The sequence below is a fragment of the Streptococcus wuxiensis genome, assembly GCF_040888245.1.
Taxonomy (GTDB): Bacteria; Bacillota; Bacilli; order Lactobacillales; family Streptococcaceae; genus Streptococcus; species Streptococcus wuxiensis.
Genome location: NZ_JBFNFE010000004.1, coordinates 163,093 through 179,197, shown reverse-complemented (window position 1 = coordinate 179,197; position 16,105 = coordinate 163,093). Strand labels below are relative to the sequence as shown.

Below are 16,105 nucleotides of genomic sequence, written 5' to 3'. Positions count from 1 at the left end.
CAGTGAAGATACTCTCCCACGTCCAAGTGCTGAAGGATTAGGTACTGTTGTTGATTACCCAGAAGGATTACGCAAGTATGAAGCCTACCTGGTTTCAACTGGAACAGCTCTTGAAGGGATGAAGGTAGCCTTGGATACTGCTAATGGAGCAGCTTCTACAAGTGCTCGTCAAATTTTTGCAGATTTGGGTGCTCAAATCACTGTCATTGGAGAAAATCCAGATGGTTTGAACATTAACTTGAATGTTGGTTCGACTCATCCAGAAGCCTTGCAAGAACTTGTAAAAGAAAGTAAATCTGCCATTGGTTTAGCCTTTGATGGGGACAGCGATCGTTTGATTGCTGTTGATGAAAACGGTGAGATTGTCGACGGTGATAAGATTATGTATATCATCGGTAAATACCTTTCTGAAAAAGGTCAATTGGCACAAAACACAATTGTAACAACAGTTATGTCCAACCTTGGTTTCCATAAAGCCTTGGATCGTGAAGGCATTAATAAAGCTGTCACTGCTGTTGGAGACCGCTATGTAGTTGAAGAAATGAGAAAATCAGGCTACAATCTCGGTGGTGAGCAATCAGGTCACGTTATCTTGATGGACTACAATACAACTGGTGATGGTCAGTTGTCAGCAGTTCAATTGACTAAGATCATGCAAGAAACAGGTAAGAGCTTATCTCAATTGGCTTCAGAAGTAACAATTTACCCACAAAAATTGGTTAATATCCGTGTGGAAAACACCATGAAAGACAAAGCCATGGAAGTACCAGCTATCAAGGCTATTATCGATAAGATGGAAGAAGAGATGGCAGGTAACGGACGTATTCTCGTTCGCCCAAGTGGAACTGAGCCACTATTGCGTGTCATGGCTGAAGCACCAACAACTGAAGAGGTTGATTACTATGTGGATACCATTGCTGAAGTTGTGAAAGCAGAAATCGGAATTTAGGAAAGTTAGCAGAAAATAAGAAAATATGTTACAATGTCAAAGTAAATTGTAACCATGGAGAATATGATGAATTTAAAACGTGAACAAGAATTTGTAAGTCAGTATCACTTTGATGCACGTAATTTTGAATGGGAAAATGAGAACGGAATTCCTGAAACAAAGGTTGATGTGAACTTCCAACTACTTCAACATGACCAAGAAAATCAGGTGACTTCTCTCGTAGTTGTTTTGAGCTTTATGATTGTCTTTGATAAATTTGTTATCAGTGGTACTATTTCTCAAGTGAACCACGTTGAAGGTCGTATCGTAGATCAACCAAGTGACTTTAGTCAAGAAGAAGTTGAGACGCTTGCTCGTCCTTCTTTGGATATGCTAAACCGTTTGACTTATGAAGTAACGGAAATTGCACTAGACTTACCAGGAATTAATTTGGAGTTTTAAAAAAAATGAAATTAGCGGTCATAACAGACTCATCTGCTTTTCTACAAGCGGAAACCTTGCGGAAAGAAGATTTATTTGTGCTTGACATTCCTGTGAATATCGACGGACAGGAGTATGTTGAAGGTGTAAATCTAACCGCTCAAGAATTTTATGAAAAAATGGCTCGTTCATCTGAACTACCTAAAACAAGTCAACCAAGTATTGCAAAGTTGGATGAAATTTTATCATCATTAAAAGAAAAAGGCTATACTCATGTTTTGGGTCTCTTCCTTTCTTCTGGAATCTCAGGGTTTCACCAGAATATCCAGTATATGACGGATGAGTTCGAAAGTCTAACCATTGCTTTTCCTGATACTCGTATTACAAGTGCCCCTCTAGGTTTCATGGTAGACAGTGTTTTTCAATGGTCTGAGCAGGGAGATGATTTCCAGTCTATACTAGATAAGTTAACCGAACAGATTGAAAATACTTCTGCCTTTATCATGGTAGATGACCTTGATCATCTGGTTAAAGGTGGTCGTTTATCAAATGGCGCAGCTATTTTAGGGAATCTTCTTAACATTAAACCAATTCTATATTTCAATGACCAAGGTGTTATCGAAGTTTATGAGAAGGTTCGTACAGAGAAGAAAGCAACAAAACGTCTAGTTGAAATTGTCAAAGATGTGACAAGTAACGGAAACTACCAGATTATGGTAATTCATGGGAATGCCTCTCAAAAAGCATCCGATTTACGTCAGCTATTGCTAGATAGTGGAGTAGCTACAGATGTTGAGATTGCAACCTTTGGTAGTGTTATTGGAACCCACCTGGGAGAAGGAAGCATCGCTTTGGCATACACACCAATTGTCTAGATTGTTCTTACAGGCTTTGTATCTTAAAATTGAACACGGACTATCTGCCTCTTGAAAAAAGATGCCAGTCTTGCCTTTTATGGAAAGTCGGCGCCATTCCCTATTTTTCATGGGCAGCTAACGTCCTTTGTATCTTAGCAATTGAACACGCCTGGAACCCTATGTGAAAAAGATAGTTCTTCCAAGGAGAAGAAACTCCTTGATCAGAACTCCTATTTTCACTTTGTGTTCTTACAGGCTTTGTATCTTAGATAGGAGTAAAGATGAGTATTCGAGTGATTATTGCTGGTTTTAAGGGAAGAATGGGACAAGCTGCTTGTCAGATGGTTTTGTCTGATCCTGAACTTGAACTAGTAGCTGTTTTGGATCCTTTTGAGACTGCATCTGAATGGCAAGGAATTCCAGTATTCAATGATAAAAATGACTTAGCAGGCTTTGATGCCCATGTTTGGGTAGACTTTACTACACCAGCTGTCGCCTATGAGAATACACGCTTTGCTCTTGAAAATGGCTTTGCTCCAGTAGTAGGAACGACAGGTTTCACCAGTCAAGAAATCGAAGAATTAAAGGAATTGTCTCGTTCCAAAGGCTTGGGTGGCTTGATTGCTCCTAACTTTGCCTTGGGTGCTGTCTTACTCATGCAATTTGCAGCACAGGCAGCTAAATACTTTCCAAATGTGGAGATTATTGAACTTCACCATGATAAGAAAAAAGATGCGCCGAGCGGGACAGCTATCAAAACAGCTGAGTTGATGGCTGAAGTTCGTGAGTCTATTCAACAAGGTGCTAGCGATGAGGAAGAACTCATTGCGGGAGCACGTGGAGCTAACTTTGATGGTATGCGAATCCATTCGGTTCGTTTACCAGGTTTGGTAGCTCATCAAGAGGTCATTTTTGGAAATCAAGGAGAGGGATTGACTTTACGTCACGACTCCTATGATCGTAGCTCCTTCATGACAGGGGTGAATTTGGGAATCAAAGAAGTTGTCAAGCGTCATGAGCTTGTCTATGGATTAGAACACTTACTATGAAATTAACAAAAATGCCTTCTGAATTTCAGAAGGCTTTACCAGTATTAGAAAAAATTAAAGAAGCAGGATTTGAGGCTTATTTTGTGGGTGGCTCTGTTAGGGATGCCCTTCTTAACCGTCCTATCCATGACGTGGATATCGCGACTTCATCTTATCCTGAAGAGACCAAGCAGATTTTTCCACGCACAGCTGATATCGGTATTGAGCATGGGACCGTTTTGGTTTTAGATGGAGATGAAGAGTACGAGGTCACCACTTTTCGAACAGAGGATGTCTATGTAGACTATCGGAGACCAAGTTCTGTTTCTTTTGTTCGTTCACTCGAAGAAGATCTCAAACGCCGAGATTTCACAGTCAATGCCTTTGCCTTGGATGAGACAGGGGAAATCGTCGATTTATTTGATGGTCTCAAAGATTTAGAAAATCAAGTCCTGCGAGCCGTCGGTGTAGCTAGTGAACGTTTCAATGAAGACGCGCTACGCATCATGCGTGGATTTCGTTTTCAGGCTAGTCTTGGTTTTGAACTCGAGCAAGAAACGTTTGAAGCGATGATGGCCTTAACACCACTCTTAGATAAAATCTCTGTGGAGCGCACTTTTGTCGAGTTTGATAAGCTTTTACTGGCTCCCTATTGGCGAGTAGGTTTATCATCTATGATTGAGAGTCAAGCTTATGATTATCTTCCAGATATGGCTGGTAGTCAGGATAAACTCCAGTCATTATTTGATTTAGAAGATCATTTCACTTTTGAATCTTCTGAACAAGCCTGGGCAGCACTTTTATGGGTTTTAAAAGTGGAAGATGCTCAAAAATTTTTAAAACATTGGAAGACATCACGACAATTTGCCAAACAGGTACAGGATTTGCTCGCTATTTTGGCTCTTCGAGAAGAAGGGGAACTCGGCAAGCGTGATTGTTACCGCTTTGATTTGGACTTGCTTCTACAGGCTGAAAATCTTCGTCGAGCTCAAGGTAAAGACTATAATCCACAAACAATCACAGAAACTTATGAGAGCTTGACCATTCATGATAAGAAAGAGATGCAAATCAATGGTGGTATTCTCATCAAAAAATACGGCTACCAACCAGGTCCAGAATTAGGAGATGTTTTAGAAGAAATTGAGTATGCTATTGTGGATGGAGATTTGGAAAATAACTTGGATGCCATTCATGCATACCTAAGGGAGAGAAAATGAGTGACTTTATCGTTGAAAAACTAAGCAAATCAGTTGGTGACAAGACTGTTTTTAAGGATATTTCTTTTATCATCCACGACTTAGATCGTATCGGTCTTATCGGTGTCAACGGAACCGGGAAAACAACCCTTCTAGATGTTCTTTCTGGCGTTTCAGGTTTTGATGGTGACGTAAGCCCATTTTCAGCAAAGAGTGATTACAAGATTGGTTATTTGACTCAGGATCCAGATTTTGATGACAGCAAGACTGTCTTAGATACTGTCTTATCAAGTGATTTGAAGGAAATCCAGTTAATACGTGAGTATGAACTGCTCATGCTTAACTATAGTGAGGACAAGCAGGCTCGTTTAGAACGGGTTATGGCGGAGATGGATTCCCTCCAAGCATGGGAAATCGAAAGTCAGGTCAAGACTGTTCTCAGTAAACTAGGCATTCAAGAATTATCAACTCCTGTTGGAGCTTTGTCGGGTGGTCTTCGTAGACGGGTTCAATTGGCGCAAGTGCTTTTAGGGAATCATGATCTCTTACTTCTTGATGAGCCTACCAACCATCTGGACATTGCGACCATCGAGTGGCTGACACTTTTCTTGAAGAATTCCAAGAAGACCGTCCTCTTCATCACCCACGATCGCTATTTCCTAGATGCTCTTTCTACGCGAATTTTTGAATTGGATAGAGGTGGATTAACAGAGTATCAGGGGAATTACCAAGATTATGTCCGTCTCAAGGCTGAACAGGATGAGCGTGACGCAGCTCTTCTTCACAAAAAGGAACAACTTTACAAACAAGAATTAGCTTGGATGAGACGACAACCCCAAGCTCGTGCGACCAAGCAACAAGCTCGTATCAATCGATTTCATGACTTGAAAAAAGAAGTTTCAGATACTAGCCTTGAGACAGACTTGAGCATGAATTTTGAAACTAGCCGTATCGGTAAAAAAGTTATCGAGTTTAAGGATGTTTCCTTTGCCTATGACGATAGACCGATTCTGAAACATTTTAATCTTTTGGTCCAAGCCAAAGACCGTATCGGAATCGTCGGGGACAATGGTGTTGGGAAGTCAACCCTTCTTAACCTTATTTCAGGAAGACTTGAAGCGACTGAAGGACAAGTTATCATCGGTGAAACAGTTCGTATCGCTTATTTCTCTCAACAAATCGAAGGTTTAGATGAAAGTAAGCGGGTTATCAATTACCTGCAGGAAGTGGCAGAAGAGGTTAAGACTAGCGGTGGTACTACGACATCCATTGCAGAATTACTAGAACAATTTCTTTTCCCTCGTTCAACGCACGGTACCTTGATTGAGAAGCTGTCAGGTGGAGAGAAGAAGCGTCTGTACCTCCTCAAATTACTCCTTGAAAAACCCAATGTACTTTTATTAGATGAACCAACAAATGATCTAGACATTGCGACCTTAACAGTTCTAGAAAATTTCTTACAAGGTTTTGCAGGGCCAGTCTTGACAGTTAGTCACGACCGCTATTTCCTTGATAAGGTAGCAACTAAGATTCTTGCTTTTGAAGACGGGACCATCCGTACTTTCTTTGGCCATTATACAGATTATCTAGATGAAAAGGCCTTTGAAGCAGAAGCAGTAACACAAAGTCAAAAAGTTGAGAAGGAAAAAGTCGTCAAAGTCCGTGAAGAAAAGAAACGGATGACCTACCAAGAAAAGCAGGAGTGGGCAAGTATTGAAGGTGACATCGAAGCTTTGGAAAACCGCATCTCTTCTATAGAGGAAGAAATGCTAGCAAATGGGTCTGACTTTGGGAAACTAGCTACCCTTCAAAAAGAGTTAGACGAGAAAAATGAAGACTTACTGGAAAAATATGAACGCTATGAATATTTAAGTGAGTTAGTATAATGGAAGAAACAATTATTAAATGGAGTAGTAAGAAAATCGTCTTGAGCCTTATTCTTTACCTACTAGAATTGGCTCTTCTACTTTGGATTTTTTCGTTTTTGCTGAGCTATCCCGAAGAAGCACCTGCGGGATTGGTGGCTTTAATTCTCTTTATCGGTTTCTTAATCATCATCGTTTGCTTCATTTTGTATCAACATTTGCGACGGCTTTTTTCTGATAAAGAGTATTTGAAATGTACGGCTCAAGGATTTTTCTATAAACCATATCCAAAGAAAGACTGGCAGTTTTATTCCTGGGGACAGGTAGAAAAGTATGCTCTCACGAGAATTAAGGGTAGTAGAAATGCAAGGGATTTTTATATGATTGAGGTTCAGTTTTATGACAAGGAACTTTTAAAATCCAACTTTTTCTGGTATCGTCTTCGAAGTAGATTTACAAGTTCAAAACATTCTAATGTTTTGAACTTGTAAATCTATTTGCTGAATGTGGGTTTGCCGCGAAGAGTATTTGAAACCATGTCTTACTTTGAGCGAGAGTGGCGCATCGAACAAAATCGTCAACGAAACCAAAACTCTAAAAGCAAAAAGAAGTAAGTACTTCATTCAGCGAATGCTAGCAACAATTGAAGAAAAAATGAGAAGTCTTGTACCAAGTATCAAGGCTTCTTTCTATTTTGCTTTTCTAGGAATTATGGTATAATAGGGAGTAAAAACTTTAAAAGAAAGAAACGCTATGAACTTAAAAGATTACATTGCAAGCATTGAAAATTATCCACAAGAAGGAATTACTTTCCGTGATATTAGCCCATTGATGGCAGATGGAAATGCCTACAGCTACGCTGTTCGTGAAATTGTTCAATATGCTACTAACAAACAGATCGATATGATTGTAGGACCAGAAGCGCGTGGATTTATCGTTGGATGTCCAGTCGCTTTTGAGTTGGGAATTGGTTTTGCACCTGTTCGTAAACCAGGGAAATTGCCACGTGAAGTGATTTCAGCTGACTACGAAAAAGAATATGGTGTTGATACTTTGACCATGCACGCAGATGCTATCAAACCAGGTCAACGTGTTCTTATTGTAGATGACCTCTTGGCAACAGGTGGTACTGTTAAAGCAACCATCGAAATGATTGAAAAATTGGGTGGAGTCGTAGCAGGTTGTGCCTTCTTGATCGAACTGGATGAACTCAAAGGTCGTGAAGCTATCGGAGATTACGACTATAAAGTGCTGATGCATTATTAATGAAAAACAGTCCCTAGGGCTGTTTTCTCTTCATTTGATATAAAAATAAGCTATATCTAGTTAGAGAAAAACTATAATTGAAAACTATATCTTCATACAGTATAATAAAGGGAAAGAGAAACGTCAGCATTTTTCCCCGTTGACGATACCATGTTTACTTGAGTCCAATATGATACAGTAAGGAGATTTCTATGCCGATTCGAATTGATAAAAAATTACCAGCAGTTGAGATTTTACGAACGGAAAATATTTTCGTCATGGATGACCAGAGGGCGGCTCATCAGGATATTCGACCACTGAAAATTCTGATTTTAAACTTGATGCCACTGAAAATGGTTACAGAAACTCAGCTTTTACGCCATTTAGCCAATACTCCTTTGCAGTTAGATATTGAATTTTTATATATGGAAAGTCATCAGTCGAAAACAACTCGTTCTGAGCATATGAAGACTTTTTATAAGACCTTCTCAGAAGTTCAAGACCAGTATTTTGATGGCTTGATTATTACAGGTGCTCCAGTTGAACATCTCCCTTTTGAAGAAGTGGACTATTGGGAGGAATTTACTAAGGTTATCGATTGGTCTAAGACTCATGTCTTTTCAACCCTGTATATTTGCTGGGGGGCACAGGCGGGTCTATACTATCGCTATGGCGTAGATAAATACCAGATGGACCAGAAGCTTTCTGGGATTTATCCTCAAGATGTTTTGAAAGAAGGTCATCTCCTATTGAGAGGATTTGATGATTTATATGTATCTCCTCATTCTCGCCATACAGAAGTCCACAAAGAAGATATCCTGAATAAAACAAATCTAGAGATTTTAGCATCAGGAAAAGAGGTGGGAATCTCTATCCTTGCGAGTCGAGATTTGAGAGAAGTCTATAGCTTTGGGCATTTAGAGTATGATCGCGATACGCTTGCAAAGGAATATTTTAGAGATCTAGATGCTGGTTTAGATCCACATATACCAGAAAATTATTTCAAAAATGATGACATTCATGAGCTTCCTTGTATGCGGTGGAGTTCATCTGCAGCTCTCTTCTTTAGTAACTGGGTAAACTATGCAGTTTACCAAGAAACGCCGTTTGAGTGGAAAAGTGTGGAAGATGATGTGTCTCATTTTGGATATTTATAAGAGGAATTATGACATATTTAGATGCTTTCAAATCAGGAAACTTAGTGTTACCGAGTGACCTGCTCTTACATTACAATCAACTGTTCTCGTCAAGCGATGATTTCTTGGTTTGGCAGTTCTTTTACCTACAGAATACAACGGCTTTAGGTGAATTGTCTCCAAGTCAGATTGCTGAAAAAATCGGCAAAAATGTCACTGAAGTCAATCAAGCTATTTCACGATTGACTGAGAAAGGGTTGCTTCAATACCGAACCATTGAACTGAATGGCGAAATAGAAGTAATCTTCGATGCAACTCTTGCCTTGGAGCGCCTAGACCAACTGTTTGAAAAACAAGCTCCAAACCAGGTGCAATCTGCCCCAAATGATTTAAAGAGCTTGGTAGATACTTTCCAACAGGAGCTAGGTCGTCTATTGAGCCCGTTTGAGATTGAAGACTTGGAAAAGAGTTTGAAAGAAGACGGAACTAGTGCGGATTTGATAAAAGAAGCCTTACGAGAAGCTGTTCTAAATGGAAAACCAAATTGGAAATATATCCAAGCTATCCTACGAAACTGGCGTCATGAGGGGATTAGGAGCGTAGCCCAGGTAGAAGCGAAACGTCAAGAGAGAGAGGCAACAAACCCTCAAAATGTTCAGGTTTCATCTGATTTTAAAAATGCTATGGATCTATGGAAAGACTAATAATGAATAACAAAAAAACTTGCCTGCTTGGCAAGTTCTTTTATTTTTAATTAGCAAGTCCCCAAACACTTACAGAACGTTCAGAAACTGGGAAGTCACCATATCCTTCAGCATTAATAGTCACTTGGTCTGAATGGTTGCCAAGAATATCAACAAAAGTATGATCAGCCCATTCTGGACCTACAAACATGGTTTTGTAATTCTCTTGAGCGTTTGAGATAAGAACAGCTAAAGGTGATTGGTTGTCAGCTCCAGAACGAACCCAACCGATACAATTAGGGTCATCAAAGTAGTCTGTCTGCTCTCCATAAGCCAAATCTTTTCGGATAGCTAAGAGACAGTCAAGAACTTCTTTAAAATCTTGCTGAGCATATTGACCAGAGATACCGTAGTAGTCTCCGTAAAATACACAAGGAAGCCCTTGTTCACGTAGGAGGATGAGAGCATAGGCTGCTGGTTTAAACCATTCTTCTACAGTAGATTCTAAAGCTTGTCCTCGTTGAGTATCATGGTTTTCGACAAAGGTTACAGCTTTATCTGGTTTGATTTGAACCAGACTATCATTAAAGATGGTACGCAAATCGTAGTCTGCACCAGCCTGGCTTGCTTCAAAGAGATTCATATGGAGGCGGACATCGACAAGGTCAAAGCGCTCTTCGATTTTATCAAGGTATTCTAGGTTTGCATCCTTGTCTGGATTCCAGAATTCTCCAAAGACATAGAAGTCTTGTCCATATTTCTCTTTGATGTCACGAATGAAATTACGCATAAAGAAGGAATCGATATGCTTGACTGCATCTAAGCGAAAACCAGCTACGCCAGTCGTTTCCATGAACCAATCAGCCCAATCGTATATATTTTGTATGACTTCTGGATGCTTAAAATCTAAGTCCGCATACATGAGATAGTCATAGTTACCATTTTCGTTATCGACTAATTCTTCGTGGGCCCAGCCCTTATTATCTCCCTGGATAAGGTAGATACCAGACTTCCGTCTTTTGGCATCATAGTCAGTTCCAGTGAAATGGTACCAGTGCCAGTGGAAATCATTGTAGGTGTTTTGTCTTCCATCAAAAGTAAAGTTTGTCCAACCATTGATGGTGAAAGGTTCTCCAAGTTCAATTGTGCGATCTTCTGGGTCGACTTCAATAACCTGGAAGGATTCTAAATGATCGGCAGCTGCCTTGTGGTTTAAGACGACGTCAGCCATAGGTTGAATCCCGTGAGATTTAAGTGTTTGAATGGCTTGAAGATAGTCTTCTTTGAAACCGTACTTGGTACGGATAGTTCCTTTTTGGTCAAATTCACCGAGGTCAAAAAGGTCATAGACACCATAACCGACATCTTTTTCGTTGGTAGCTTTAAAGGCAGGTGGCATCCAGACGTGGCTAATTCCTAGATTTGCAAGGTGCTCAGCATCATCGGTAAGTCGCGTCCAGTGTTGTCCATCGTGGGGAAGGTACCACTCAAAATATTGCATTAGGGTTTGATTTTTCATAGATAGTCCTCATACTTAACAATTTGAGAATCATTTTACCACAAAGCAAGTAAATGCACAAACGTTTGCGCTATAAAAATAGACCTCAGGATGTGAATGTCTATTTTTACGGTAATAGAATGAAATTTCTCAACACAAATGACCATTCTCATTTAGAAATCATCAAGCGGAAACAAAAAGCTTGGATAGTTCCTATGACATCAATGGAGAAATCACTTTCTACTTTGTGAATTTTCAACAAATTTGATATAATTGTATCTATGAATAAAGTATTCGTCAGTCGGCGTGTCGAAAAAAAGCTCCACAAAGGTCAGGCTCTTTTGGAAGAAGTTGATTTTCCAGACTTATCTGAAACTGATCAGGAAGTTGAACTTTTCAGCCAACGCAAAGAATTTTTAGGGAAGGCTTATTTATCCCGACAAAATAAGGGAATTGGTTGGTTTGTAACCAACCAGAACATTTCTTTTAAACAAACCTTCTTTGAAAGTTTGTTTAAGCAAGCCAAACTAAAACGTTCTTCCTACTATCAAGATGAGTTGACAACTGCCTTTCGTTTGTTTAATCAAGAAGGTGATGGATTTGGTGGAATGACGCTGGATCTCTATGGAGATTATGTTGTTTTCTCTTGGTACAACTCCTATATCTATGGAATTCGACTAGAGATTATAGCAGCCTTCTCTCAGGTATTCCCGGAAGTCTTAGGTGCCTATGAAAAGATTCGCTTTAAAGGTCTAGACTATGAGTCTGCTCATATCTATGGTCAAGAAGCAGCTGAATATTTCACTGTTCTCGAGAATGGAGTCTTGTACCAAGTCTTTATGAATGATGGTCTTATGACAGGGATTTTCTTGGATCAGCATGAAGTTCGTGGGAGCTTAGTTGATGGTTTAGCAATGGGGAAATCCTTGCTTAATATGTTTTCCTATACAGCGGCCTTCTCAGTTGCTGCAGCTATGGGAGGAGCTAGTGAAACAACCTCTGTAGACCTAGCCAAACGTTCAAGAGAACTATCAGAAGCTCATTTTCATGCTAACGGTTTGAGTCTAGACAATCATCGACTGCTTGTCATGGATGTCTTTGAATACTTTAAATATGCTAAAAGAAAAGGTTTAAGCTATGACGTGATTGTTCTGGATCCGCCTAGCTTTGCCCGAAATAAAAAACAAACATTCTCTGTAGCTAAGGATTATCATAAGTTGATTTCCCAAAGTCTAGAGATTTTAAACCCAGGTGGAATCATTATTGCTAGTACCAATGCGGCTAATGTTTCCCGTCAAAAATTCACAGAACAAATCGACAAAGGATTTGCAGGTAGAAAGTATCAGGTCCTTCATAAATATGGACTTCCAGCAGACTTTGTCTACAATGAAAAAGATGAAAGTAGTAATTACCTCAAAGTGATTACCATGAAGGTTAGTAAATGAAATTAATTGTTTCTGTCATGCCAAGAAGTATAGAAGAGGCTCAGGCTATTGATGTTATGCGGTATCATGATGCAGATATCATTGAGTGGAGAGCAGACTTCTTACCCAAGGAAGCTATCTTGCAGGTAGCGCCAGCTATTTTTGAAAAATTTGCAGGTCGTGAGCTTGTTTTTACTTTACGTACTCGTTCCGAGGGTGGTCAAATTGAGCTCTCTTCAGAAGAATATGTCCAAATCATTAAGGAAGTGGCACAGCTTTATCAACCAGATTATATTGATTTTGAGTATTTTAGCTACAAGGATGTTTTTGATCAGATGTTGGACTTTCCAAATCTCGTCTTGAGCTACCATAACTTCCAAGAGACACCTGAAAATCTAATGGAAATATTGTCTGAGTTAACAAGTTTAAATCCTAAGGTTGTGAAAATAGCTGTTATTGCTAATACAGAACAAGATGTGTTGGATCTGATGAACTTTACACGTGGCTTTAAAACACTGAATCCTGAACAAGAATATGTAACGATTTCTATGGGAAAAGTGGGCAAGGTCTCTCGTATTACTTCAGATGTGACTGGTTCTAGTTGGTCTTTTGCAAGTCTAGATGAAGCTAGTGCTCCAGGACAAATTTCACTATCTAGCATGAAAAAAATTAGGGAGCTTCTAAATGAAGATTGATGGCTACACACGTTTAGCAGCTGTAGTCGCAAATCCTATCAAACACTCCATTTCTCCCTTTATTCACAATAGCGCTTTTGAAGCAACCAATACCAATGGTGTTTATCTTGCTTGGGAAGTAGATGCTACTGAACTAGCAGAAACAGTTGCTAATATTCGTCGCTACCAGATGTATGGAATCAATCTTTCCATGCCTTACAAGGAACAAGTGATTCCTTATCTGGACCAGTTGAGCGAAGAGGCTTGTTTAATTGGTGCAGTTAATACAGTTGTGAATCGAGAGGGAACATTAATTGGATATAATACAGATGGCAAGGGATTCTTTAAGAGCTTGCCTTCTTTTAAAATATCAAGGAAAAGACTGGTTTTGTTAGGAGCAGGCGGTGCAGCCAAGGCAATTTTGGCACAGGCAATCTTGGATGGAGTCAGTCAGATTTCTGTCTTTGTTCGTTCTTCATCCATGGAAAAAACAAGACCTTACTTAGAAAAAATACAGAATGCGACTGGATTTAGAGTAGATTTATTTGCATTAGAGGATGTTCAAGATCTTCAAGACAGCATCACTCAAGCAGACCTCTTGGTTAATGCTACTAGTGTGGGCATGGATGGAACCTCTCAGCCGATCCCAACCAGCATCGTTTTACCTGAGAAACTCATGGTAGCAGATGTGATTTATCAACCCTTTGAAACACCATTTTTAAAATGGGCAAGAAACCAGGGAAATCAATCTATCAATGGCCTTGGCATGCTGCTTTACCAAGCTGCTGAAGCTTTTGAGTTCTGGACAGGCAAGGAAATGCCAACAGATCAAATCTGGGAATTATTAAAACAAAAGTACCAATAAAGAAAAAGGAGACCTGCTATGAAAATTAGAATAGACCTTCCACATCATCCTTACGATATTCAGATTGAAAAAGGATGCTTGTCTCAAGCAGGAAAATGGTTGCGCGAACTTTGGCAACCACAAAAAATTGTTATCATAACGGATAACCGTGTGGCTTCACTCTATGCAGAAAAGGTTAAATTGAGTTTGGAGGATGCTGGCTTTCAAGTGGCAGTTTTTGACTTTTTAGAGGGCGAAGAACGAAAAAATCTGACTACAGTTCAAAAAGTCTATGAATTTTTAGTCAAACAGGATATGACTCGTAGTGATGGAATAGTAGCCCTCGGCGGTGGTGTAGTTGGCGATTTGGCTGGTTTTGTGGCTTCAACCTACATGCGAGGAGTTCATTTCGTTCAAATTCCAACTAGTTTGACAGCCCAGGTGGATTCTTCAATCGGTGGTAAGACAGGAGTGAATACTCCTTTTGCTAAGAATATGGTAGGAACTTTTGCCCAGCCGGATGGTGTTTTGATTGACCCAACTGTTCTTGAGACCTTGGGTAAGAGAGAGTTGATTGAAGGAATGGGTGAAGTCATCAAGTATGGCCTGATCGAAGATTCAGAGCTTTGGGACCTATTATCTGATATGGATGGTTCTGTCGAAAGCATATTGGAACATTCCGAGAGTTTGATTGAGCATTCTTGTCAGGTTAAGCGCAAGATGGTAGTTGAGGATGAGTTGGATAATGGCGTTCGTTTATATCTCAACTTTGGTCACACAATTGGCCATGCCATCGAAGCAACTGCTGGTTACGGAAAAGTCATGCATGGTGAGGCAGTAGCTATGGGAATGGTTCAGGTCTCTAAGGTAGCCGAAGAAAAAGGCCTCATGCCAGTGGGAATAACTCAGTCCATCCGAGAGATGTGTCAGAAATTTGGGCTTCCTGTTGATTATGAAAACTGGGATCTTGAAAAGCTCTATCAAGCTTTGACTCATGATAAAAAAGCGCGTGGGAATACCATGAAGTTAGTTTTGGTACCTGAGCTTGGTTCAGCGACGATTCACCCAGTTTCTCTCGAAGAAATGAAAGATTACTTAGTAAAATAAGGAGAATGTATGAGATATTTAACAGCAGGAGAATCACATGGTCCTCGTCTGACAGCAATTATTGAAGGAATTCCAGCAGGACTGCCTTTGACTGCAGAAGATATCAATGAGGATCTCAAACGTCGCCAAGGCGGTTACGGTCGTGGTGGACGCATGAAAATCGAGAGTGATCAGGTTGTCTTCACTTCTGGGGTTCGTCATGGTAAGACGACAGGGGCTCCCATTACCATGGATGTCATTAACAAAGACCACCAAAAATGGCTAGATATCATGTCTGCCGAGGATATTGAAGACAAACTCAAAAGTAAACGAAAAATCACACATCCTCGTCCAGGTCACGCAGACTTGGTTGGGGGCATCAAATACCGCTTTGATGATTTACGAAATTCTTTGGAACGTTCATCTGCTCGTGAAACAACTATGCGAGTGGCAGTTGGAGCTGTTGCTAAGCGGCTTTTAGCTGAGCTTGATATCGAAATTGCTAACCATGTTGTTGTCTTTGGTGGTAAGGAAATCAATGTTCCAGAAAACTTAACAGTCTCAGAGATTAAGAAATTGGCTGCCCAGTCTGAAGTTTCTATCGTCAACCAAGAACGTGAGCAGGAGATTAAGGACTATATTGACCAGATTAAGCGAGATGGGGATACCATCGGTGGAGTTGTTGAAACGGTTGTCGGTGGTGTTCCGGTTGGTCTTGGTTCTTATGTTCAATGGGATCGTAAACTAGATGCAAGGCTAGCTCAAGCTGTTGTTTCTATCAATGCCTTTAAGGGTGTGGAGTTCGGCCTCGGTTTTAAAGCAGGCCATCTTAAGGGTAGCCAAGTCATGGATGAAATTCTCTGGTCATCAGAAGATGGCTATACTCGTCGGACTAATAACCTTGGAGGCTTCGAAGGTGGTATGACCAACGGCCAACCGATTATCGTTCGTGGAGTTATGAAGCCAATTCCGACTCTCTACAAGCCGTTGATGAGTGTTGATATTGAAACTCATGAGCCTTATAAAGCAACAGTAGAGAGAAGTGATCCTACTGCTCTTCCAGCAGCAGGTGTCGTTATGGAGGCAGTCGTAGCAACGGTTTTGGCTCAAGAAATCCTTGAGAAATTCTCCTCTGATAATCTGGAAGAATTAAAAGAAGCTGTTGCGAAACATCGGGAGTATACAAAGAATTATTAAGGA

16 protein-coding genes are annotated in these 16,105 nt (G+C 40.2%); 15 read left to right on the top strand and 1 reads right to left on the bottom strand.

The genetic code is table 11. The annotated features are described in order from the left end of the window. From AB2B47_RS06400 to AB2B47_RS06355, 10 genes are all read left to right on the top strand, one after another. Positions 1–949: phosphohexomutase domain-containing protein (locus AB2B47_RS06400; protein ID WP_320693889.1), on the top strand; the 949-nt coding region annotated here is incomplete at its 5' end. Between the two features lie 66 nt (positions 950–1,015). Continuing rightward, positions 1,016–1,390, top strand: a complete 375-nt coding sequence (locus AB2B47_RS06395) for a DUF1149 family protein (protein ID WP_004252208.1) — start codon at positions 1,016–1,018, stop codon at positions 1,388–1,390. Between the two features lie 5 nt (positions 1,391–1,395). After that, positions 1,396–2,244 (top strand): DegV family protein, encoded by an 849-nt coding sequence (locus AB2B47_RS06390; protein ID WP_006152113.1) that lies wholly within the window; start codon positions 1,396–1,398, stop codon positions 2,242–2,244. Positions 2,245–2,507: 263 nt separating this feature from the next. After that, entirely contained in the window at positions 2,508–3,275 is a 768-nt protein-coding gene (dapB, locus tag AB2B47_RS06385) for a 4-hydroxy-tetrahydrodipicolinate reductase (protein ID WP_006152230.1), read from the top strand. Continuing rightward, positions 3,272–4,471: a CCA tRNA nucleotidyltransferase gene (locus AB2B47_RS06380; protein WP_033685985.1), complete on the top strand. Its 1,200-nt coding sequence runs from the start codon at positions 3,272–3,274 to the stop codon at positions 4,469–4,471. Before dapB ends, AB2B47_RS06380 begins: the two co-directional genes overlap by 4 nt. After that, positions 4,468–6,336, top strand: a complete 1,869-nt coding sequence (locus AB2B47_RS06375; protein WP_320693888.1) for an ABC-F family ATP-binding cassette domain-containing protein — start codon at positions 4,468–4,470, stop codon at positions 6,334–6,336. Before AB2B47_RS06380 ends, AB2B47_RS06375 begins: the two co-directional genes overlap by 4 nt. After that, the gene (locus tag AB2B47_RS06370; RefSeq protein WP_320693887.1) at positions 6,336–6,806 is read left to right on the top strand and encodes a hypothetical protein; all 471 of its coding nucleotides are present in this window, start codon (positions 6,336–6,338) and stop codon (positions 6,804–6,806) included. Before AB2B47_RS06375 ends, AB2B47_RS06370 begins: the two co-directional genes overlap by 1 nt. A 262-nt stretch (positions 6,807–7,068) precedes the next feature. Then, on the top strand, positions 7,069–7,581 hold the full coding sequence (locus tag AB2B47_RS06365) for an adenine phosphoribosyltransferase (RefSeq protein ID WP_320693886.1): 513 nt from the start codon (positions 7,069–7,071) through the stop codon (positions 7,579–7,581). A 191-nt stretch (positions 7,582–7,772) separates the two neighbouring features. Beyond that, a complete protein-coding gene (gene metA, locus AB2B47_RS06360; RefSeq protein WP_036757166.1) occupies positions 7,773–8,717 on the top strand; it encodes a homoserine O-acetyltransferase MetA in 945 nt (314 codons plus the stop codon). 8 nt (positions 8,718–8,725) lie between these two features. Then, entirely contained in the window at positions 8,726–9,400 is a 675-nt protein-coding gene (locus AB2B47_RS06355) for a DnaD domain-containing protein (protein ID WP_004252223.1), read from the top strand. Between the two features lie 46 nt (positions 9,401–9,446). Here AB2B47_RS06355 and AB2B47_RS06350 read toward each other — a convergent pair whose 3' ends face one another. Continuing rightward, the gene (locus AB2B47_RS06350) at positions 9,447–10,898 is read right to left on the bottom strand and encodes an alpha-amylase (protein WP_036757168.1); all 1,452 of its coding nucleotides are present in this window, start codon (positions 10,896–10,898) and stop codon (positions 9,447–9,449) included. A gap of 260 nt (positions 10,899–11,158) precedes the next feature. Here AB2B47_RS06350 and AB2B47_RS06345 point away from each other — a divergent pair, with 260 nt between their 5' ends. Genes AB2B47_RS06345 through aroC form a run of 5 tightly spaced genes read left to right on the top strand, consistent with a single transcriptional unit; the run spans position 11,159 to position 16,102 of the window. Continuing rightward, complete coding sequence (locus AB2B47_RS06345) at positions 11,159–12,322, top strand: class I SAM-dependent rRNA methyltransferase (RefSeq protein WP_320693885.1); 1,164 nt, start codon at positions 11,159–11,161, stop codon at positions 12,320–12,322. Continuing rightward, on the top strand, positions 12,319–12,996 hold the full coding sequence (gene aroD, locus AB2B47_RS06340; RefSeq protein ID WP_320693884.1) for a type I 3-dehydroquinate dehydratase: 678 nt from the start codon (positions 12,319–12,321) through the stop codon (positions 12,994–12,996). Before AB2B47_RS06345 ends, aroD begins: the two co-directional genes overlap by 4 nt. Next, entirely contained in the window at positions 12,986–13,840 is an 855-nt protein-coding gene (locus AB2B47_RS06335; protein WP_006152101.1) for a shikimate dehydrogenase, read from the top strand. Before aroD ends, AB2B47_RS06335 begins: the two co-directional genes overlap by 11 nt. A gap of 18 nt (positions 13,841–13,858) precedes the next feature. Continuing rightward, on the top strand, positions 13,859–14,926 hold the full coding sequence (aroB, locus tag AB2B47_RS06330; RefSeq protein ID WP_320693883.1) for a 3-dehydroquinate synthase: 1,068 nt from the start codon (positions 13,859–13,861) through the stop codon (positions 14,924–14,926). Positions 14,927–14,935: 9 nt separating this feature from the next. After that, on the top strand, positions 14,936–16,102 hold the full coding sequence (gene aroC, locus AB2B47_RS06325) for a chorismate synthase (RefSeq protein ID WP_006151452.1): 1,167 nt from the start codon (positions 14,936–14,938) through the stop codon (positions 16,100–16,102). The last annotated feature ends 3 nt before the right edge of the window (positions 16,103–16,105 follow it).

What these genes read in the sequence shown, in the direction of transcription:
- AB2B47_RS06395 (WP_004252208.1), top strand. Translation starts at nt 1,016, where the DNA reads ATGAATTTAAAACGTGAACAAGAATTTGTAAGTCAGTATCACTTTGAT.
- AB2B47_RS06390 (WP_006152113.1), top strand. Translation starts at nt 1,396, where the DNA reads ATGAAATTAGCGGTCATAACAGACTCATCTGCTTTTCTACAAGCGGAA.
- dapB (WP_006152230.1), top strand. Translation starts at nt 2,508, where the DNA reads ATGAGTATTCGAGTGATTATTGCTGGTTTTAAGGGAAGAATGGGACAA.
- AB2B47_RS06380 (WP_033685985.1), top strand. Translation starts at nt 3,272, where the DNA reads ATGAAATTAACAAAAATGCCTTCTGAATTTCAGAAGGCTTTACCAGTA.
- AB2B47_RS06375 (WP_320693888.1), top strand. Translation starts at nt 4,468, where the DNA reads ATGAGTGACTTTATCGTTGAAAAACTAAGCAAATCAGTTGGTGACAAG.
- AB2B47_RS06370 (WP_320693887.1), top strand. Translation starts at nt 6,336, where the DNA reads ATGGAAGAAACAATTATTAAATGGAGTAGTAAGAAAATCGTCTTGAGC.
- AB2B47_RS06365 (WP_320693886.1), top strand. Translation starts at nt 7,069, where the DNA reads ATGAACTTAAAAGATTACATTGCAAGCATTGAAAATTATCCACAAGAA.
- metA (WP_036757166.1), top strand. Translation starts at nt 7,773, where the DNA reads ATGCCGATTCGAATTGATAAAAAATTACCAGCAGTTGAGATTTTACGA.
- AB2B47_RS06355 (WP_004252223.1), top strand. Translation starts at nt 8,726, where the DNA reads ATGACATATTTAGATGCTTTCAAATCAGGAAACTTAGTGTTACCGAGT.
- AB2B47_RS06350 (WP_036757168.1), bottom strand. Translation starts at nt 10,898, where the DNA reads ATGAAAAATCAAACCCTAATGCAATATTTTGAGTGGTACCTTCCCCAC.
- AB2B47_RS06345 (WP_320693885.1), top strand. Translation starts at nt 11,159, where the DNA reads ATGAATAAAGTATTCGTCAGTCGGCGTGTCGAAAAAAAGCTCCACAAA.
- aroD (WP_320693884.1), top strand. Translation starts at nt 12,319, where the DNA reads ATGAAATTAATTGTTTCTGTCATGCCAAGAAGTATAGAAGAGGCTCAG.
- AB2B47_RS06335 (WP_006152101.1), top strand. Translation starts at nt 12,986, where the DNA reads ATGAAGATTGATGGCTACACACGTTTAGCAGCTGTAGTCGCAAATCCT.
- aroB (WP_320693883.1), top strand. Translation starts at nt 13,859, where the DNA reads ATGAAAATTAGAATAGACCTTCCACATCATCCTTACGATATTCAGATT.
- aroC (WP_006151452.1), top strand. Translation starts at nt 14,936, where the DNA reads ATGAGATATTTAACAGCAGGAGAATCACATGGTCCTCGTCTGACAGCA.